We start from the raw sequence: 19,612 nt of genomic DNA on the forward strand, positions 1-19,612 counted from the left end.
CCGGACGAGCGTCATGAGCGGCTTCGGCGAAGGGGTCCTCGGTGGGCTCATCGGCCGGGGGCCGGAGGTTGCACCAGGGGCAGCAGGACCTCGTCGACGATCGCTGTCACCTCGGCCGCGGTCACCGTCCCTGCCTCCATGTGTTCGACGAGGACCAGGCGTGGTCCCACCGCGGCGATCCGGGCGGTGGCCGCGGCGGGGCGTGCCTCCCCGCGCTCGGCGGCGTCGGTCAGCAGGCCGAGGATCAGCTCCTGGCGGGGACGCAGCACGAGGGCGCGGACCCGGGCGAACAGCTCCGGGTGGCGCGCCCGCTGGGTGATCAGCGGGCGCAGGGCCCGGCCGTGCGGTTCGTCGAGCACCCGGGCCAGCCCGCCGAGCAGGGCCAGCAGGTCGCCGCGCAGGGTTCCGGTTTCCGGTGGCCGGGGCTCCCCGAAGCCCGCGTCCGGGTCGGTGAGCGCGGTCAGCACCAAATCCTCGGGCGTCGCCCACCGCCGGTAGAGCGCCGCCTTGCCGGTCCGCGCGCGGGCCGCGACCTTCTCGAAGCTCAGCTCCTCGAACGAGGTTTCGGCCAGTTCGGCCAGCGCCGCTTCGAGGATCGCGCGGACCAGCGCGTCGCCCCGGCGCCGGGTCTCCGCCATCGGGCGCTCCTCTCGGGTATGTTCGTTAGTGAACGATACCGTTCCTTATGAGAGGGTGGGCGATGACGGCCATCACGAACGTCCGGGTCTTCGACGGCGCCGGGCTCACGGAACCGCGGACCGTCTTCGTCGACGGCGGCCGCCTGTCCGGCGAAGCCACCGGCGGCTCGGTGCTCGACGGAACCGGCCAGGTCCTGCTTCCCGGCCTCATCGACGCCCACGTCCACCTGCACGGCCGAGAGAACCTCGAACAGTTCGCCCGGTACGGCGTCACCACGGCCCTGGACATGGCGACGACGTCGGCCGCGCTGCTGGCCGGCCTGCGGAACCAGCCGGGGCTCACCGATATCCGCAGCGCCGGCGTGCCCGCGATCGGGCCGGGCGGGCTGCACGCCCGCATGCCCGGCATGCCCGCCGAAGCGGTCATCACCGATCCCGCGCGTGCGGCGGACTTCGTCGCGGCCCGCACCGCGGCCGGGTCGGACTACCTCAAGATCGTGCTCGAAGCGCCCGGGGGCGGCGGTCCCGAACTGCCGGTGGCCCGCGCCCTCACCGAAGCCGCGCACGCGGCCGGGCTGCTGGTCGTCGCGCACGCCGCGAACACCGAGGCGTACACGATGGCGCTGGACGCGGGCGTGGACGTCGTCACGCACGCGCCGCTCGGGCCGCCGATCGCGGACGGGGACCTCGCGCGGGCGAAGGTCGTCGTACCGACGCTGACGATGATGAAGGGCATTGCGACGGCGGCCGGTCAGCCGCAGCTCTACGCGGGCGCGGCGACGTCGGTGACCCGGCTCCACCGCGCGGGCGCGGCCGTCCTGGCCGGTACCGACGCGAACGCCGCGCCGGGATCCCCGTCCCCTGTCGCGCACGGCGCGAGCCTGCACGACGAGCTCGAACTGCTCGTCGCCACTGGACTGTCCACAGTGGAGGCATTGCGTGCCGCGACCGTGTTGCCGGCGAAGCACTTCGGGCTGAGCGACCGCGGCGCGATCCGGCCGGGGCTGCGCGCAGACCTGGTCCTGCTCGACGGCGACCCGGTCGCCGACATCCGCGCCACCCGCGCGATCAGCCGGGTCTGGTGCGCGGGGGTCGAGCTTTGATTCAGATCCAGGGCGACCGAGGAAGAGAAGCTTGCCATCGACTCATCGGAAGTCTGATCGAGGATTCGTCAGAGGTCGCACGGTTCTCGAACACACGCCGACTTGCCCCACGGTGCCGGCGGGTCCGGCCGAACTCTGCCCCAGCAGGAGCACAAGATCGCGCCATAAGCCGATCACTGAAGATCGGACCCGGAACGCAGAGAACCCCTCCGGCCAGCCGCAGCGGCTGAACGAAGGGGTTCGTTGCGTTGTGGAGCTAAGGGGACTCGAACCCCTGACCCCCTCACTGCCAGTGTGGGTCGATCATGGCCCTGACCTGCGGCGATAGAGAATCGCCTAGTGGAATGATGCGCATGACCGTCGTTGCTGGCAACTGTGTGCTGTTCAGCGCAGTTGTAACAGGGGGTTTGCCCCAGCTGTGCCCCAGTGAAATTGGTGAGAGGACCGCCCGCGTTCGTTGCGAACAAACGCGCGATCGGCACGGGACCCCGGGCTTGGAGCCAGTCGAGCAGCATCAAGTCGAGCGTTGCCGTGCAACCGGAATCCGCACTGACTAGCTACGTCAGTCGCGCAGCCGGTCCCCCGTTGGGCTGCCGCGCGTCGCTTGCCGAGGCGTACGCTCTGCGGCATGAGCGGATAGTTGTGTCTCAGGAGGCGGTGACTGCTGCCCGGCCAGACTCAGTCAGGTGACCGTCAGTACGCTCTCTCGTCAGTGGCCCACGCGAACTACCCGCCTCGCAACCAGAGGGCTCGGCTGACGCATTTCTCGCTGAACATCGCCGCCGCCGTGGGGCACGGGCGCGGCGCGCACTTGGCGGAGGAATTTGGTACCGCGGTGCTGTCGGAACTGCGCGGGCGAATCCTGTAGCGCATCCGCTATCCGGACGGCGGAGCCGAGACGGCCATTAGCGCGCCCGCGGACGCGGCTGCCGCCTGGGCGGGCCCCCAGTATCCCGACGGCTGTCGCGGTCCTCGCCTGCAGGCGGGCCGACTCAGCAGACATGCTGGTTCGGCACTCATCTCTCGACTAGCCAGACATCGCGACATAACGATCAAATAGGACCAGCCCGTCGCCTCAGTGTCTCAAACATGTGATCGATCACCCGGTTGGCGGCTTTGCCGAGTCTTGATGATCGTGAATTGTTCTCCTTACTTTGTGGTTGCGTGGCGTCGGGGACGCGCGTCGACCGGACCGAGGGGGTCCCTGCTGTGGTGCGTCGGGTGCTGGCGCGTGGCTTGAAGCTGCGCGCGTTTTGCCTGGTCGTGGTTGTTCTAGCCGGTGTGCTGGTGGTCGTGACGGGTAGCGAGCCGGCTGCTCCGGCCGCGGCGCCGGTCGCGTCGGCGCCAAATGAGGCTGCGGCGTTCGCTGCCGCGCGTCGGCAGGGGACGCGGGTGGAGGTGGCGAACCTGACCACCGAGACCAAGCGGGTGCTCGCTGAGCCGAACGGGCTACTGGTTGCCGAGCTGTCCGCCGTGCCGACGCGGGTTCGACGTGGTGATAAGTGGGTGCCGGTCGACGCGACCTTGAAGCCAGCGGAAGGTGGGGCGGTTCGTCCTCGAGCGACGGTCGGAGATCTCGAGTTCTCCGCCGGTGGCGACGCGCCGCTGGTCGAGTTCGCGCGGGATGGCAAGCGGATGAGCTTGTCGTGGCCGGGGCGCCTGCCCGAACCGTCTCTCCAGGACGGTGCAGCCACATATCGTGATGTGCTGCCCGGCGTGGATCTGGTGATGCGGGCACGCGTCGACGGGTACGAACAGCACGTGGTCGTCCGGGACAAGGCGGCGGCGGACAACCCTGCCCTGCGGGACCTCGCTTTTACCCTCAAAACTGAGGGCCTGCGTGTGGAGGCCGATGCCGAAGGGCGGCTCCGCGCGCTCGACGACGCCGGGAAATCGGTGTTCGTGTCGCCGTCGGCGTCGATGTGGGATGCCCGTGGCCCTGAGGTCGCCTCGGCCCGGGTGGGTGTCGCGGTGGACGGCTCCACTCTGCGATTGAAACCGGACGTGGCGATGCTGAAGGATCCGGCGACCCGGTTCCCGGTCGTGGTCGACCCGGACATGAAGGCGTGGAACCAGTCGATGTGGGCGAAGGTGTTCTCCGGTTACCCCACACGAAGCTATGTCAATGGCACAGGCGACGGTGATGCCTGGGCGAAGTCCGGCAAGTGTTACGGCTCGGACTGCAACAACATCAAGGTCGCTCGCACGTATTTCCAGTTCGACACCAGCTTCCTGGCCGGCCGGGCGATCAACGGCCTGGCCTTCGACACCACCGTGGTCCACGGTCCGCAGTGCTCCACCGCACTCCATCAGCTGTACTACGCCGACTGGGGACTGGGTTGGGACACCAACTGGAACAACATGCCCTCCGGGCACTGGGTGGCGGACGCCGGGGTCGGTGGCGGCGACAGCTGCGGGACCTACCAGGACGTCCGGTTCAGTCCGCAGCCGGGCAACATCAATCCTGGTGGGGTATCGACCTACTTCCTGCGCGCGGCGAACGAGTCGCTGACTTCTGACTGGCGTCGGTACGACGTGCCGAGCACACTTTTGCGGGTTTGGTACAACACTCGCCCGAACCCGCCGTACGAGATGAGGACGGATCCCCCGTTGCCGGCGCCGTGCCGCTGGTGCGATGGCGTCCCGTACGTGGCCGACAACTCGATCCGGCTGCTGACCCGGCTGTCGGACCCGGACGGAAACGATCAGCTTCACCCGATCTGGGACATCTATGGTGGGCCCAGCGCCGACCATCGCGACGTCGGGCCCAATCAGGCGTCGGGGGCATACTTCAGCACCGACGTGAACTTGCAGGATCGCGATGGGCAACGTGTCAGCTGGACGGTATGGGGCAGTGACGGCCTCGACGGCGGCGACTGGCGAAACGGGCCGGGCCCGTTCGTCGTCGACCAGGTCGGAGTCGATAAGCCGCCGGCCGTGTCGGCCGCGCTGTATCGCGAGGACAATCTGTGGCACGGCGGGGTGGACGTTCCGGACACGTTCACCTTCGATTCCAACGGCGTCACCGACGTCGATCACTTTTTGTACGGCTGGAACGACCCGCCGACGACCCCGGTCGACGCTGATGCACTGGGTGGTAAGGCATCGGTGAAGCTGACCCCGCCTGGTGACGGACCTCGGGATCTGTACGTGCAGAGCGTCGATCGGGCCGGTCACCGTAGCCCGAACCGGGTGTACCACTTCTACGTACGGGCCGGGAACGGGCCGCTGGCCCAGTGGTCGTTCGACGGGAACACCAAGGACACCGCAACGCTCGGGTTCCGTGATGCGACACTGCACGGCAACCCGGCCTATACTCCCGGCGCGATCGGTTCCGCGATCCGCCTCGACGGCGTCGCCGACTACGTCACCGCCCCCGTCTCGGCGAGCACCGCGACGAGCTTCACCTTCGCCGGATGGGTTAATCTGGCCCGAAAGTCCAGCAATTGGTCGGTGCTATCGAGCCAGAACGGCACGACTGCCTCGATGGTCACCCTCGGCTACCCGGGCAGTGGCATCGACAAATGGGCCTTCACGCTGCGGACCGCGGACAACCCCTCCGCAGCGACGACCACCGTCTTGTCCAACGCCCCGGCTCAAACGGGAACGTGGACGCATTTGGCCGGCGTGTACGACGCTGCGGCCGGCCAGATCCGGCTTTACGTCAACGGTGATCTCGCCGGCACCCAGCCGTGGACCACGCCCTGGGAAGCGACCGGCGAGTTCGCCGTCGGCCGCGCGGTCGGCGGTGGCTACCTGTCCGGCGCGGCGGACGAGATCCGCTCCTACGACCGCGCGCTGAGCGACGCCGAGGTCAAATCGATCGTGACCCGCGACAACGTCGCCAGCGGGTACTGGAACTTCGATGAAACCGGCGGTACGACCGCCCGCAACGCCACCGCAGGCGGCGAAATGGCGGTCCTGCAACCGGGCGCGTCGTTCACCCAGGCCGGTGCCGTCAACGGTGCGGTCGGCTTCGACGGGACCCGCGGCTACGCCGCCACGTCGGGCCCGGCGTTGCGGACTGATCAGAGCTTCACCGTCGGCGCGTGGGTCAAGCCGAGCAAGCTCGCGGACATGGCCGCCGTCACCCAGGACGGGACGACCGTCAGCGGCCTGCACCTCAAGCAAGCCAACGGCTCGTGGATCTTCGGGATGAACTCGTCCGACGCCGTCGGCAGTGCACTCGCCGAGGCGCGGTCAGCGGCCGGTACCGTCCAGATCGGAGTGTGGACCCACCTGACCGGCGTTTACGACGGCGCGGCCAAGACCATCACGCTGTACGTCAACGGGGTCCAAGCCGCCACCGCGGCCGCGCCCGCGACACCGTGGACGGCGAACGGGCCGTTCGTGATCGGCCGCGGACAGTATGGTGCCGCCACCGGCTTCTGGGCCGGCGACATCGACGAGGTTCGGGCCTACACCCGTCCTCTGGCCGCCAACGAGATCCAGGGCATCGTCGCCCAGAGCAACGTCACCGCCGCGACCTGGAAACTCGACGGCAACGCCCAGGACGCTTCCGGCAACGGGAAGAACGGCACGGCTAACGGCCTCATCGATTGGGCGCCCGGCCAGACCAACAACCCGGACCCGAGCGACCTGGCCGCAAGTTTCAACGGTTCCGTCGGCTACCTCAGTTCCGCTCCGGCCGTTGACACCGGCAAGAGCTTCTCCGTAGCCGCGTGGGTCAAGCTGGGCAGCAAGACCGCGGACTGGGGGGCGGTCGCCAGCCAGACCGGCACGCGGACCTCTGTGTTCACTCTCGGCTACAGCGGATCCGCCGACGACCGGTGGGCGTTCGCCATGAACGGCAGTGACGCCGACTGGCCGTCCTCGACCCCCAGGGTACGGTCGGCGCAGCCGGTCCAGACCGGGGTTTGGACCCACCTCGCCGCGACCTACAACGCCGCCACCGGCGAGATGCAGCTGTTCGTCAACGGCACGCTCTCGGCGACGGGGACGATGAGCACGTCGTGGAACGCCACCGGCGAGTTCGACATCGGCCGCGCGATGTGGGCCGACACCTGGCGCAACCAGCTGGTCGGTGCAGTCGACGACGTCAAGGTCTATAGCCGCCCCTTGTTCACCGACGAAGTCCGCGCCATGGCCGGCCGTGACCTCGCCCTGGTGCACGATTGGCAGCTCGACGAATCCAGCGGCACCAACACCGCGGACTCGATCGGTGCCCGCCCCGGCACTCTCAACAACGGCGCACACCTGGTACCGGGCAGAGTGGGTAACGCCGTCAAGCTCGACGGCGCAACGGGCGGTGTCTCGACCTCCGGTGTCGACCTGCGAACCGACGACAGCTTCACCGTATCCGCGTGGGTGTACCTCGACCGCAAGAGCGACGTGGTGTCCAAATTCACCGCGGTCAGCGTCGACGGCAACCGGGCCAGCAAGTTCCGCCTCGGCCACGTCGCGGACGACATGAGCGCGGCCTGCTTCGACGGCGTCGGAGACGAGAACGCTTGCGGCAAGTGGGTGTTCGAGATGGCCGAATCCGACAGCGACAACGCCGCCGTGACCAGGGCGGCCGTATCCGCGTTCCCCGCCGAGATCAACACCTGGACGCACCTGACCGGCGTCTACGACAAGCAGTCCCGCAAGACATGGCTGTACGTGGACGGTGAACGAGTGGGTGACGGTACCCTGAACACAGCGTGGCAGGCCGCTGGCGGCGCCGTCTTCGGGCGTGGAAAGGCAGCGGGCCAGGCCGCGCAGTTCTGGCCCGGCTCTATCGACGACGTTCGCCTCTACGCGGGCGCCTTGGACCGAGACCACATCTCCTCTCTCTACGGTTCGTATCCAGCCCTGGACACGAGTCCGGCGACCTTGCCGACCGCGGACGTCGCCAAGTGGGACTTCGACGAGAACATCGGCACGGCACGGGTGCAGGACATGAGCGGCCGGGGCCACGACGCCGCCTTGGCCGGGGGCTACCAGTGGGCCCTGGGCCGCAGCGGCGGCGGCCCCTGGCTCGACGGCATCACCGGACATGCCGTCGCCTCCGGGCCGGTCGTCAACACCGGCCAAAGTTTCTCGATTTCCGCGTGGACAGTGCTGTCCAAATCGGACGACAAAAACTACACGATTTTCGGTCAAAGCGGCACCGCGGTCAGCGGGTTCCAGGTGCAGTACAACGGCACGCTGCACAAGTGGGCGGTGGTAATCCCGCAGTCCGACCAGAACGATCCGGCCGTCACAGCCGTCGTGTCGAACGTCGCAGTGGTCACGAACGAGTGGACCCACCTCGCGATGAGCTACGACGCGGTGCAACACGTCGTCAAGCTCTACGTCAACGGTGCGCTCACCACGGTCCAGGTCGGTGTCACCTTGGCCGGCATCACGGGCCCGTTCACAATCGGAAGCGGCAAGTGGAACGGCTCCGACACAGGCTTCTTCCCCGGCCCGATCGACGACGTCCGCGTGTTCGGCCGAACGCTGAGCGACAGTGAGGTCCGCAAGGTGACGGCAGATGTCATCGAAGCACCGGCGGGGGACTGGCACTTCGACGCCGGAACCGGCAAGGATTACTTGTGGCGGCACAACGACGCGGTCTTCTCCGGCGGAGTCACGTCGGCTCCCGGGATCAGCGGGAAGGGGCTGCAGCTCGACGGCAGCACCGGGAACGCACAGACTCCCGATGTGGGCGTGCCGATGACCGCGAGCTTCAGCGTGTCGGCCTGGGCGAAGCTGTCGCGCACGGACAAGGTCGCGACCGTCCTCGGTCAAGACGGGACGCGGATGAGCGGGTTCGTGCTGCAGTACCGGCCCGAGCTCAACCGCTGGGTGTTCGGCACACCGGCAGCCGACCAGGACTCCTCCCCGTTCACCTACGCCGTGTCCTTCCAGACCCCGGTGCTCGACCGCTGGACCCACCTGACCGGGATCTACGACGAAAGCGCTGGGCAACTTCGGCTGTACGTCGACGGGCAGCTCGGCGGCTCGCGCTCCAACGTCGCACCGTGGGCCGCGACCAGAGGCCTGACCATCGGCCGTGACCTGCTGAACGGCGTGGGAGCGGACTTCTTCCCCGGCAGCATCGACGAGGTATCCACCAGCTACGGCGTCCTCACCGAGGCCTCGATCGCGAAGAACGCCGCGTGGCCCACCGTCACTGCCGGACAGCTCGGCCGGTACGTCAACGGCGTGGGGGAGCACTACACCGGTGCCACCAGCAACCCCCCTGCGGCGGGCTACCACGTCGACGACACGCTCGGCATGCTCGTCAGCGGCGACAATGCAAGGACAACGACGCTTTACTCCTGCCAGGACGGCGCTGACGCGTTCACTTCGACCGACAACGCCTGCGAAGGCAAGACTGTCAGCGGCGCCATCGGCAAGGTCTTCACCCAGCAGCCCACCAATGTCCCCAGCATCGCGATCTACCGCTGCACTACCGGTACCGAGCGGTTCGACAGCAGGCAGGCCGATTGCGGTGGCGCGACACGCGAGGTGCTGCTGGGCTACAGCATCGCCTATGCGGCGCTGTCCATGTCCGACAACAACCGTGCGATAGACCGGATGGCGACCACCACGGGTGGGTTGCCCGGCTACACGGCTGTGGTGTTCCAGGGGTACCTGCCGCTGGCCTCCCAGACCGGCACCCGGCCCCTGCTGAGTTGTGCCAACGACTTCGACAAGTTCCTCTCCACCGACGTCGCCTGCGACGGAAAGACCGTGCTCGGCACGATCGGCCAGATCTGGAGCGCACCGCCGGACGGGATGGCCAGCCAGGCTCTCTACCGCTGCGTTTTCCCGGGTGTCGACACCATCACCGCGAACTCGCAGGAATGTTACGGCGGCACGGTCGATACGCTCCTCGGCTACACCCTCACTGCACTGCCCGTCGTTACGCCTGCGTTCCCGGCACCTCCGGGCTGATCGGTCGCACGACCGTATCCCCGAGCCCCGACCTTCCCGTCCCTGGAGGAACGATGCGACTGGCTGCCTTCAGCCGTTCAAGAACGCTGACCACGGTGCTGACCTGCGCCTTGGTGATGACGATGGTCAGCACGACCGGCATCGCGAACGCGGCTGCCGGCCCGAGCGTCCCACTGCCGAGCACCAACTCGGCGAACGTCGCCAAGCAGACCATGACCCCACGGGCTCCGGACGAGGCCAGTGCGCACGCTCTGAGCGGTAACCAGGGGACCGGATCGACCACGCCGGACGGGGGTGGAACGAGCAAGGCAACCTCGTTGTCGCCCTCGGCGACCTGGGACGTCTCGGAGCAGACCGGTGACTTCACCTGGTCGTACCCGTTGCGTGTGCCTCCCGCCTCCGGTGGTCTCACGCCCGATCTGGCGCTCGGTTACAACTCGTCGGAGATCGACGGACGCACCAGTGCGACCAACAACCAGGCGTCCTGGATCGGCGACGGCTGGGAGCTCAACCCCGGCTTCATCGAACGCACGTACGGCTCCTGCGTCGACGACAAGGAAGGCGGGACCACCCCACCGCAGGTGGGGGACCTGTGCTGGAAGAGTGACAACGCCACAGCGTCCTACAACGGCAGTGGTGGCCCCCTGATCCACGACACGGCCAAGAACGTCTGGCGCCAGAAGTCCGACAATGGTGCCCGCATCGAGCACCTCACGGGTGCGGGCAACGGCGCTCACGACGGCGAAGCGTGGAAGATCACCACGCTGGACGGCACCCAGTACTTCTTCGGTGTCACGTCGGGGGCGAACTCGACCTGGACCGTCCCCGTCTACGGCGATGACGCCGGAGAGCCGTGCCACGCCGCCGACGGCAAGTTCGAGAACTCCTCGTGCGTGCAGGGCTACCGGTGGAACCTCGACAAGGTCGTCGACCGGCACGGCAACATGATCCTCTACACCTATGACGTCGAGACCGGTACTTACGGCCAGAACGTCAAGAACTCGCCCGTGTCCTATGTGCGCGGCGGAACCCTCAAAGAGGTGCAGTACGGGTTGCGGGACGGCGACTCCGCGCCGGCGTCGGGCAAGGTCGTGTTCGAGACCGGCGACCGCTGCGTGCCCGGCAGCAGCCTGTGCACCTTCGACCACCCGGAGAACTGGCCGGACGTCCCGCTCGGTGAACGTTGCGGAGCCGATTGCAAGGACCACTACTCCCCGACGTTCTGGTCCACCAAACGGCTCGCCAAGATCACCACCAAGGTTCGCAGGGGCACGGACTACGCCGACGTCGACAGCTGGACCCTCCAGCAGACCTTCCCCGATCCCGGCGACGGCGAAAAGGCTGCGCTGTGGCTGAAGAGCATCACCCACACCGGCCTGGTCGGGACTCCGATCACGTTGCCTGCGGTCACCTTCGAGGGCAAGAAGCTGGCCAACCGGGCCGACAAGGGCGACGCGTCCGACGGGGTCGGGCCGCTCAACCGCTACCGGCTCTCGGCCATCGTGTCCGAATCCGGCGGTGTCACCACCGTCAACTACGCGGCCCCCGACTGCGGTCCGGGAGCCTTACCGGACAAGCCGGAGACCAACACCAAACGGTGCTACCCGGCGACGTGGGCGAAACGCAACTACGCCGAGCGCACCGACTACTTCAACAAGTACGTCGTCGCCTCGGTCGTCCAGTCCGATCGAATCGGCTCCAGCACCGAGCAGGTCACGAACTACGAGTACCCCGACGGCGCGGCATGGCACTTCAGCACGTCCGAATTCACGCCGGAGGACAAGAAGACCTGGGACGACTTCCGCGGGTTCGGCCGGGTCATCGTCCGCACCGGCAAGCCCGACGACCTCACCGGCCCCACGAGCTACGCCGAGAGCCGTTACTACCGCGGCATGAACGGCGACAAGCTGCCCAACGCCGGAACCCGCGCGGTCACGCTGTCCGACAGCGAAGGCGGCACGCACGCCGACGAAGACTGGCTGCGCGGCTTCTCCTTCGAAAGCATCACCAAGAACGGCGAAAACGGCCCAGTCGTCAGCAAGTCCATCACGGACCCGAGCTGGACCGGCCCCACCGCCACCCGGGGACCGTTCAACGCCTACCTCGTCCACACCGGCACCGAACGCACCTTCACCGCGCTCGCGGCCGGCGGATGGCGCACGACGAAGGTCACGTCGGAGTACGACCAGTACGGGCTGCCCACCAAGGTCAACGACCTCGGTGACATCAACGCGGCCGACGACGACCGATGCACGACAACGACCTACGCGCAGAACACCGCACTCTGGCTGATGCAGTTCGCTTCGCGCGTCGAAACCACCGCCGTCAACTGCGACCAGACTCCGCAGTATCCGCGCGACACGATCTCCGACACCCGCACGTCCTACGACACCCGCAGCGACGGGACACCGCAGCCCAACGGAACCCCGCCGACCAAGGGCGACATCACCCTCGCCGAAGAGATCGACCACTACGACGGGGCCGTTCCGCAGTACCGGACCGTCGCCACCACCGCCTACGACGTGCACGGGCGCGCGACCGCGGTCACCGACGCGGACGGGAACACGACGAAGTCCACGTACACGCCCGCGACCGGCGGACCGGTCACCCAGCTGGAGCTCACAAACGCGCTCAACCAGAAGACCACCAGGGTCTACGAGCCCGCGTGGGGGACACCGATGACGGTCACCGGCCTCAACAACTGGGTCACCGAGACCACCTACGACGCCCTCGGGCGCACTACCGAGGTCTGGGCGCCGAACCGGCTCCGCTCCGACAATCCGCAGGGCAGCGCCCGGTTCACCTACGACATCCGCAACGACCGGCCCAGCGCGGTGTCGACCACCCGGGTCGGGCCGAACGGCAACTTCACCACCTCAACCACGATCCTTGACAGCCTCTATCGCACCCGGCAGGTCCAAACCCCGGCGCCAGGTGGTGGCCGGCTGCTGGCCGACACCCGGTACGACTCCCACGGCCGCGCGTTCAAGACAACCCAGCCGTTCTACAACGACCAGCCCGTCGACACCGACCTGTGGGTCGCGAGCGACACCGAGATCCCCGGCTTGACCACCACGGAGTTCGACGGCGCGGAGCGCCCCGTGGCGGCCATCTACAAGACCGGCGCCAACGAGCGCTGGCGCACCACCACGACCTACGGCGGTGATTGGATCAGTGTCACTCCGCCCGGCGGTGGCACGCCGACCACCACGATCACCGACGCCCGCGGCCACACCCGCAACCTCCGCCAGTACCACGGCGCCGAGCCGACCGGTGACTACGACGAAACGACCTACACCTACACCGCGGCCGGGCAGCTCGCCGGAGTCACCGACTCCAGCGGCAACCACTGGGCCTACGGCTACGACCTGCACGGCTTGCCGATCCGGGCCGACGACCCCGACCGTGGAACCACGACCTACACCTACGACAAGCTCAACCAGCTGGCGACCAGCACCGACGCGCGCAGCGTCACGCTCGCATACAGCTACGACCACCTGGGCCGCAAGACCGGCCTTTACGAGGGCAGCACCACCGGGCTCAAACTCGCCGAATGGGCCTACGACACCGCGTACAAGGGCGTCGGGCAGCTCGCGTCGTCGACCCGCTGGGTCAACGGCAACGCCTATGTCAAAAAGATCAACGCCTACAGCCCGCTCGACAAGCCGACGATCCTGACCACTACCGTCCCCGCGAGCGAGGGAACCCAGCTCGCCGGCAGCTACACCAGCTACCTCAACTATGCCTCCGACGGAACCACCCTCGGCAGCGTGGGTACCCCGAAGGCCGGTGACCTGCCCAGGGAAAGCCTGCTCTACGTCCACGACGATCTGGGCAACGCGACCAGCACCAGCGGCGGGATCAACAACGGCACCGAGGAATACGTCACCACATCCGATTACACCAAGTACGGGGAATTGCAGCGCCTCCAGCTCGGCGTCACCGGCAACCGCGCCTGGCTGTCGTCCTACTACGACACGAACACCCGCCGGCTCGACCGCACCATCGTCGACGCCGAAGTCGCCCACCCCATGCAGGCCGACACCCATTACACCTACAACCCCGTCGGCGCCATCACCTCGATCGCCGACACCCCGCTCGACCAACCCGCCGATACCCAGTGCTTCCGCTACGACTACCTGCAGCGGCTCACCGAGGCCTGGACGCCGGCCAGCGCGCCCTGCAGCACTGACCCCGCTACCGGCGGGCTCGGTGGCCCGGCCCGCTACTGGCAGTCCTTCACCTACGACAAGTCCGGCAACCGCACCACCGACACCCAGCATTCCGCCGCCGGTGATGTCACCCGCCGTTACACCTATGCCGCGCCCGGGACCCCGAAACCGCACATCCTGAGCTCGGTTGCTTCTTCTGGCCCGGCCGGCACGACCCAGTACGCCTATGACCAGGTCGGGAACACCAAGTCCCGTCCTGGCGCCACGGCGCAGCAGACGCTGGACTGGGACACGGAGAGCAGGCTTGCCACGGTCACCGAAGGCAGCTCGCAGACCAGCTTCCTGTACGACGCCGACGGTGGGCGCCTGATCCGCCGGGACCCCACCGGCACCACCCTGTACCTCGGTGATCAGGAGGTTCGGGTCGACAAGCAGTCCGGGGCTGCGACGACGACGCGTTACTACAGTCACGGCGGTGCGGTGGTCGCGGTGCGGACCGGTGGAAAGCTGAGCTGGCTGGCCGGCGACCACCAGGGCACCACCCAGATCGCGATCAACACCACCGACTTGTCGGTCCAGCAACGACGGCAGACCCCGTTCGGGAATCTGCGTGGAACGAACGGCGAGTTGCCCGGCGAGCGCGGGTTCGTGGGCGGCACGATCGACCAAGCCACCGGCCTGACCCACGTCGGCGCCCGCGACTATGACGCCGACCTCGGTCGCTTCGTCTCGCTTGACCCGATCCTCAACCCCTTGGATCCGCAGCAGGTCAACGGCTACAGCTACGCGAATAACTCGCCGGTCAGCTTTAGTGACCCGAGCGGTCTGATCTTGCAGATGGATGGCCGTCCAGCCTGGATTGGTACGGCGGCTATCAGCGCCATGAACCCGGCAAATGCCGAGCGTGCGCGCACCTACAACGCGGGAGTCAAGCGTAACTGGGGCTCGAGCAAGAGTCAGAATGCGAGCTCGGGCTGGAAACAGGTTGGAACTGCGCGTGCGTACAAGAACGGTACGGTCGCCATAGACTTGGGATCTGACGGCAAGTTCCTGAACGGGCTCCTGCTTCCCAGTAAGGGTGTCGATCTTTGGAAGCTTTCCGAATGGATTGACGCTGGCACCCCACTCGTTAATCGGATGGCGCGACGCGCTGACGACTACCCGTACAGCGATATTGACACTGTTGCTGCTATCGAAAGTTACTGTGCGACCAACAAAGGTGCGTGTTCCGAAGAATTTCATGACTCGGTGCAATTGGTGCCAACTCATATGGAAATGGGAATTGGTGGAGCTCTGTCGAAAATGTTCCGCGCGATTTTCCGGAGTGGCGCGGCTTCTTCGGGGGAAGGTGTCACCGCCAAGGTTCTGAATCTTGGTCGGCTGAACGAGATGCGCGATGCTGGTATTTTGAAGCACGGCGACGTCGTTCCACGTCCTGGAAGCAATGTTGCCAGGGCGTCTGATGAGACATTGCTGAAGATTGCTCGGGATCCGAATGTGGACGAGTTAATTAGGGTGAATAGCAATGCTGATGGCACCTTGACGATTATTCAAGGTAATCAGCGAATTGGTGAACTCTTGAATCGCGCGGGGCAAGGTCGAATCGGCTTCGGCGAGGAGATACCAGTGTGGGGCAGGTGGGGAGGGTAGGTCGAGTTTCGTCGACGTGTAGACTGTTCGGGTACTCTCGCGGGAAAGAGGTGTGACATGGGTGTTTTAGACGTGCTGTTGAACTTAATGCACCGACAGCCAGTTCGGTGGAAACGATGGCACCCATTGTCCTCGAGGGAACGCGCAGAAGTTCGACGTTTGGCCAGGTCGGCGCCTCTGAGGCGCCGATTCTTTCCGTCGTTGCTTCGCTCGTGGCCTGGGAGGGCTGCCGGCGACTCGGTTATGCGTGGTGTGGCTCTGCGAACGGTGAGTCTTAACGAGGTGCTCGCCTTGCGTCAATTAGCTATCGATCGAGGATATGATGGACGCGCATGGGGGCATAATTCCACTTATGATCTTAACGAGTCAGCTTTCTTTTGGTTGAGGGGCGGCTTGCAGTTAGCTAGTGGTGAGATTGTTTGCGACCTGCTGGTCGGTCAGGTGGACTTTAAGAACTACGAAATGAATGGAACTTCGAGTCCGCGTGGCATCAGCATAAAAAGGCACGTTCTGCATGTGCATCGAGATGACTGGAGAAAGCTTCGACGTGCTTCGCGTAAGGATAAAATTTTTGCTTTCCTTACTCTGGAGCAGAGTGTCCCATTGGATCTCGATGAATTAACTAACGATCTAGGCTAGTTAATTCAGATTGAACTCGGTTGCTTCCTCTGGCCCGGCCGGCGCGGCCAAGTACACCTATGACCAGGTCGGCAGCACCAAGACTCGTCCCGGCGCCACAACGCAGCAGGCACTGGACTGGGACACGGAAAGCAGGCTCGCCACAGTCACCGAAGGCAGCTCGCAGACCAGCTTCCTCTACGACGCCGACGGCGAGCGCCTGATCCGCCGCGACCCGGCCGGCACCACCCTGTACCTCGGCAACCAGGAGGTCCGGGTCGACAAGCAGTCCGGAGCGGCGACGACGACCCGCTACTACAGCCACGGCGGCACACAGATCGCGGTCCGGACAGGCGGAAGGCTGAGCTGGCTCGCCGCCGACTACCAGGGCACGACCCAGATCGCGATCAACTCCACGGACCTGACCGTCCAGCAACGACGGCAGACGCCCTTCGGGACCCCGCGCGGAACGAACGGCGAGCTGCCCGGCGAACGCGGATTCGTCGGCGGCACGATCGACCAAGCCACCGGCCTGACCCACCTGGGCGCCCGCGACTACGACGCCGACCTCGGCCGCTTCGTCTCCCTCGACCCGATCCTCAACCCCGCCGACCCGCAGCAGATCAACGGCTACAGCTACGCGAACAACTCGCCGATCAGCTTCAGCGACCCGAGCGGTCTGATCATCCAGATGGACGGCCGCCCCGCCTGGATCGGCCAGGACGCAATCGCCAGCATGAGCCCAGCCAAGGCCGCCCAGGCCCAAAACTACAACGCAGGAGTCCGACGCAACTGGCAACGCGCCCCCGTGGAGCGTCGGCATTCCCCACGTGAGGAAATGCTCGCGAGACCCGCGGCCGGACACGGGCTGTCCAAGGAACAATTCAAGATGTTCGTTGACTCCGGTTACAAGGGGTCCAGTGCACTCACGTGGCAGGAAGCGATTGACTTCGCAAGCTCTGCACCGTGGCGGAACACCCTGGTATGCGATGCGCTGGGAGGCTCTGCTGATGAATGCCGGATGGGAGAAAAACTCACCGGGTTCGCCGGGTTCATCTACGATGTCTTCCTGGCAGACATTCCCGAAGGCTCGACCGGGAGTACCCAAGCGTGTCTGGGCGTGGCTGCTATGGTGGTCCCGGGTGGCGAGTTCGGAAAGATTGGCAAGGCCGCCGAAGCAGCAAAAGCGCTGACGGGCCTGACTCGGGCGGAACAAGTGATCGCCAGGGATGCTCAGGCGATCTATGCGTCTGAAGCGTTGGGAGAGATCCGTGCTGCCCATGCAGCTGGTCAGGCGAAGGAGGTCATAGTGGGAGGAACGACGATCGTTTACGAGCCATCACTCAGTGCTAGCGGCATGACCCTGTTCGGTGAGCACGGCTTCGTTATCGGGCGTGGCGCGTTCGCTTCGGATGCCGAGCTCGCGAAAACCATCGCCCACGAGTCATACCGCCTGGCGACGTCCCAATCTGCCGGCGGTGTGGGAGCAGGACTGGCGAAGGCGGAAACAGATGCGGCTTTCAAATTTGCCGAACAAGTGGGTCCGTACATTTCGGGAGGGCGCTGATGACCCGCTCGGCGTGGATTGAGGCGGCCAAGCGTGTTACCGAGGGTGTTAGGGAAGGATTGCGCTGCCCGGAAAATAACGACGACTTACTTGAAGTGGAATGGTTTCCAGGTCCTAGTGGCAGGAGTGGCGAGTATCGAATGCGTTGCCCATCGTGTGGTGCCGAGAACTGGGTTCGAGAGGGATGACCTGCGCGGTGGCAGGTGTCCTTGAAGGGCTCGATCAGCTACGTGATCGAGAAGCACGATGAAGGGCCCTGACCGAAGACGCCGTCGTCGGTCCGCACGATCGTGTTGCCGCCGTTCCTGGTCGGGTCCCGCTCAGCCGCTCGCGCACCTCGGCCTCGTCCAGTTCCGGCGCCCGGTCCGGCGCGTCGCCGGCGGTGACGGCGCTGGCCAGCCCGCGGCGTGTTCGGCGAGCATCCCGGCCGCCGAGCAGATCTGCCCGGGGGTGCAGAAGCCGCACTGGAAGCCGTCCAAGCGCACGAATGCCTCCTGGATCGGCCGCAGTTCGCCTTCGGTGGCCAGCCCCTCGACGGTCGTGACCGAGGTGGTGTCGGCGGCGACCGCGAGGGTGAGGCAGGAGACCACCCGGCGGCCGTCGCACAGCACCGTGCAGGCGCCGCACTGCCCGTGGTCGCACCCTTTCTTGGGTCCGGTGAGGCCGAGGTCCTCCCGTAACGCGTCGAGCAGCGTCCTGCGGTTGTCCACGGACAGCCGGTGGGTCGTTTCGTTGACTCGCAGCGATATCTCGCTGCGGGTGTGCTGGGTCATCAGCGTCCTCGTTCCGGGGTCAGGACCCGCTCGACCGTCGTTGGTTGTCGGTCACGAGCCGACCGTGAACGGTTTCAGGTGTCTCTGTCCGGGGAGGCTATGCGAGTCGCGGTGGCGAAAACTCGTCCGCAACGCAAGTGGGCAGGATGGGGCAAGAAGTCGCGAGTTCTGATCAACCGTCGCGAGAGGCGCCGGTTCGGACGTTCGCGCCCAGGCGGACCGCGTCCCGGCGTGGCGGGTGGCCGAACTGCCTGCGGTAGTCGCGGCTGAACTGGGCGGGGCTCTCGTAGCCGACCTGACGGCTGATCCCGGCGATGTCGCCGGGATTCGCGGCGAGCAGCAGTCTGGCTTGCTGCAGGCGGATTTGCTTCTGGTACTGGATGGGGCTCATCGAGGTGATGGCCTGGAAGTTGCGGTGGAACGCGGAGACGCTCATGCCTGCCCGCTGCGCCACCTCCTCGACGCGGAAGGGCAGCGCGTAGTTGTCGCGGATCCACTGGACGGCCCTGGCGATGTGGCTGAGGCTGCTGTCGGGCAGGCCGAATTGGCGCAGGATGCTGCTCTGCTCACCGGTCAGCAGCCGCCAGATGATCTCCCGCTTGATCAGGGGCGCGAGCATCGGGATGTCGCGGGGCGAGTCGAGCAGCCGCAGGAGGCGAACAACGGCATCGAGCAGTTCGGCGGAGGCGGCGCTGACGGCCAGGCCGGTCGGCGCGCCGGGGTCGAGTTCCGGCAGGTCCCCGGGATCCGCGGCCAGCAGCACTTCGGCGACGGCGGCCGGCGGCAGGTCCAGACCGAAGCCGAGCGCGGGTTCCCTCGGGTTGGCTCGGATGAACTGCGCGGTCACCGGCAGATCAACCGAGGCGACGACGTACTGGCCAGCGTGGTACTCGTACAGGCGGTCGCCCAGCTGCGGCGGCCGCGTCGCAGGCCGGGAAGGCGGCATCGCGGGCCTACGACGCAGCGGCAGCGGCCTTGGGTGACAAGACGAAGGCCGGTGATGCCAACGCAGCGGCGCAGACGGCCCGAGACGCCGCATTGAGCGCGTCGACCGCCGCGGATGCGGCGCGGTCGGCGCGGACAGCATCGCAAAGCGCGCGGGCGGCTGGGGACGCGGCGACGGACGCCGCGAACCAGTCGCGGACCGCGGCGCAGGCGGCGACCGACGCGGCGAACGCCTCCGCGGCCGCCGGCGCCGATGCCC

At 66.7% G+C, this 19,612-nt stretch carries 9 protein-coding genes; 6 read left to right on the forward strand and 3 right to left on the reverse strand.

Going from position 1 to position 19,612, the window contains the following annotated elements; all coding sequences use genetic code 11:
- Positions 1-47: 47 nt before the first annotated feature.
- The gene (locus IE317_RS29435) at positions 48-638 is read right to left on the reverse strand and encodes a TetR/AcrR family transcriptional regulator C-terminal ligand-binding domain-containing protein (protein WP_191314599.1); all 591 of its coding nucleotides are present in this window, start codon (positions 636-638) and stop codon (positions 48-50) included.
- A gap of 62 nt (positions 639-700) precedes the next feature.
- Between IE317_RS29435 and IE317_RS29440 the strand changes: the two genes are divergently transcribed.
- The 5 genes from IE317_RS29440 to IE317_RS29460 all read left to right on the forward strand — a co-directional run bounded on the left by IE317_RS29440 (position 701) and on the right by IE317_RS29460 (position 17,635).
- The gene (locus tag IE317_RS29440) at positions 701-1,741 is read left to right on the forward strand and encodes an amidohydrolase family protein (protein ID WP_191314600.1); all 1,041 of its coding nucleotides are present in this window, start codon (positions 701-703) and stop codon (positions 1,739-1,741) included.
- Between the two features lie 1,221 nt (positions 1,742-2,962).
- The gene (locus IE317_RS29445) at positions 2,963-9,628 is read left to right on the forward strand and encodes a LamG domain-containing protein (RefSeq protein ID WP_191314601.1); all 6,666 of its coding nucleotides are present in this window, start codon (positions 2,963-2,965) and stop codon (positions 9,626-9,628) included.
- A gap of 53 nt (positions 9,629-9,681) precedes the next feature.
- A complete protein-coding gene (locus IE317_RS29450; RefSeq protein ID WP_191314602.1) occupies positions 9,682-15,450 on the forward strand; it encodes an RHS repeat domain-containing protein in 5,769 nt (1,922 codons plus the stop codon).
- A 282-nt stretch (positions 15,451-15,732) separates the two neighbouring features.
- Complete coding sequence (locus IE317_RS29455) at positions 15,733-16,089, forward strand: hypothetical protein (protein WP_191314603.1); 357 nt, start codon at positions 15,733-15,735, stop codon at positions 16,087-16,089.
- Positions 16,090-16,099: 10 nt separating this feature from the next.
- Positions 16,100-17,635, forward strand: coding sequence for an RHS repeat domain-containing protein (locus tag IE317_RS29460; RefSeq protein WP_191314604.1), 1,536 nt, complete (start codon positions 16,100-16,102; stop codon positions 17,633-17,635).
- Positions 17,636-17,955: 320 nt separating this feature from the next.
- On the opposite strand, the gene IE317_RS29465 is transcribed toward IE317_RS29460, so the two are convergent.
- A complete protein-coding gene (locus IE317_RS29465) occupies positions 17,956-18,408 on the reverse strand; it encodes a (2Fe-2S)-binding protein (RefSeq protein WP_229902988.1) in 453 nt (150 codons plus the stop codon).
- A 172-nt stretch (positions 18,409-18,580) separates the two neighbouring features.
- Complete coding sequence (locus IE317_RS29470; protein ID WP_191314605.1) at positions 18,581-19,354, reverse strand: AraC family transcriptional regulator; 774 nt, start codon at positions 19,352-19,354, stop codon at positions 18,581-18,583.
- A gap of 29 nt (positions 19,355-19,383) precedes the next feature.
- On the opposite strand from IE317_RS29470, the gene IE317_RS44750 reads away from it, so the two are divergent.
- Positions 19,384-19,612, forward strand: a 229-nt coding sequence (locus IE317_RS44750) for a hypothetical protein (protein WP_229902989.1), incomplete at its 3' end; no start/stop codon positions are given.

This window comes from Amycolatopsis bullii (assembly GCF_014654205.1).
In the GTDB taxonomy this organism is placed as follows: domain Bacteria; phylum Actinomycetota; class Actinomycetes; order Mycobacteriales; family Pseudonocardiaceae; genus Amycolatopsis; species Amycolatopsis plumensis.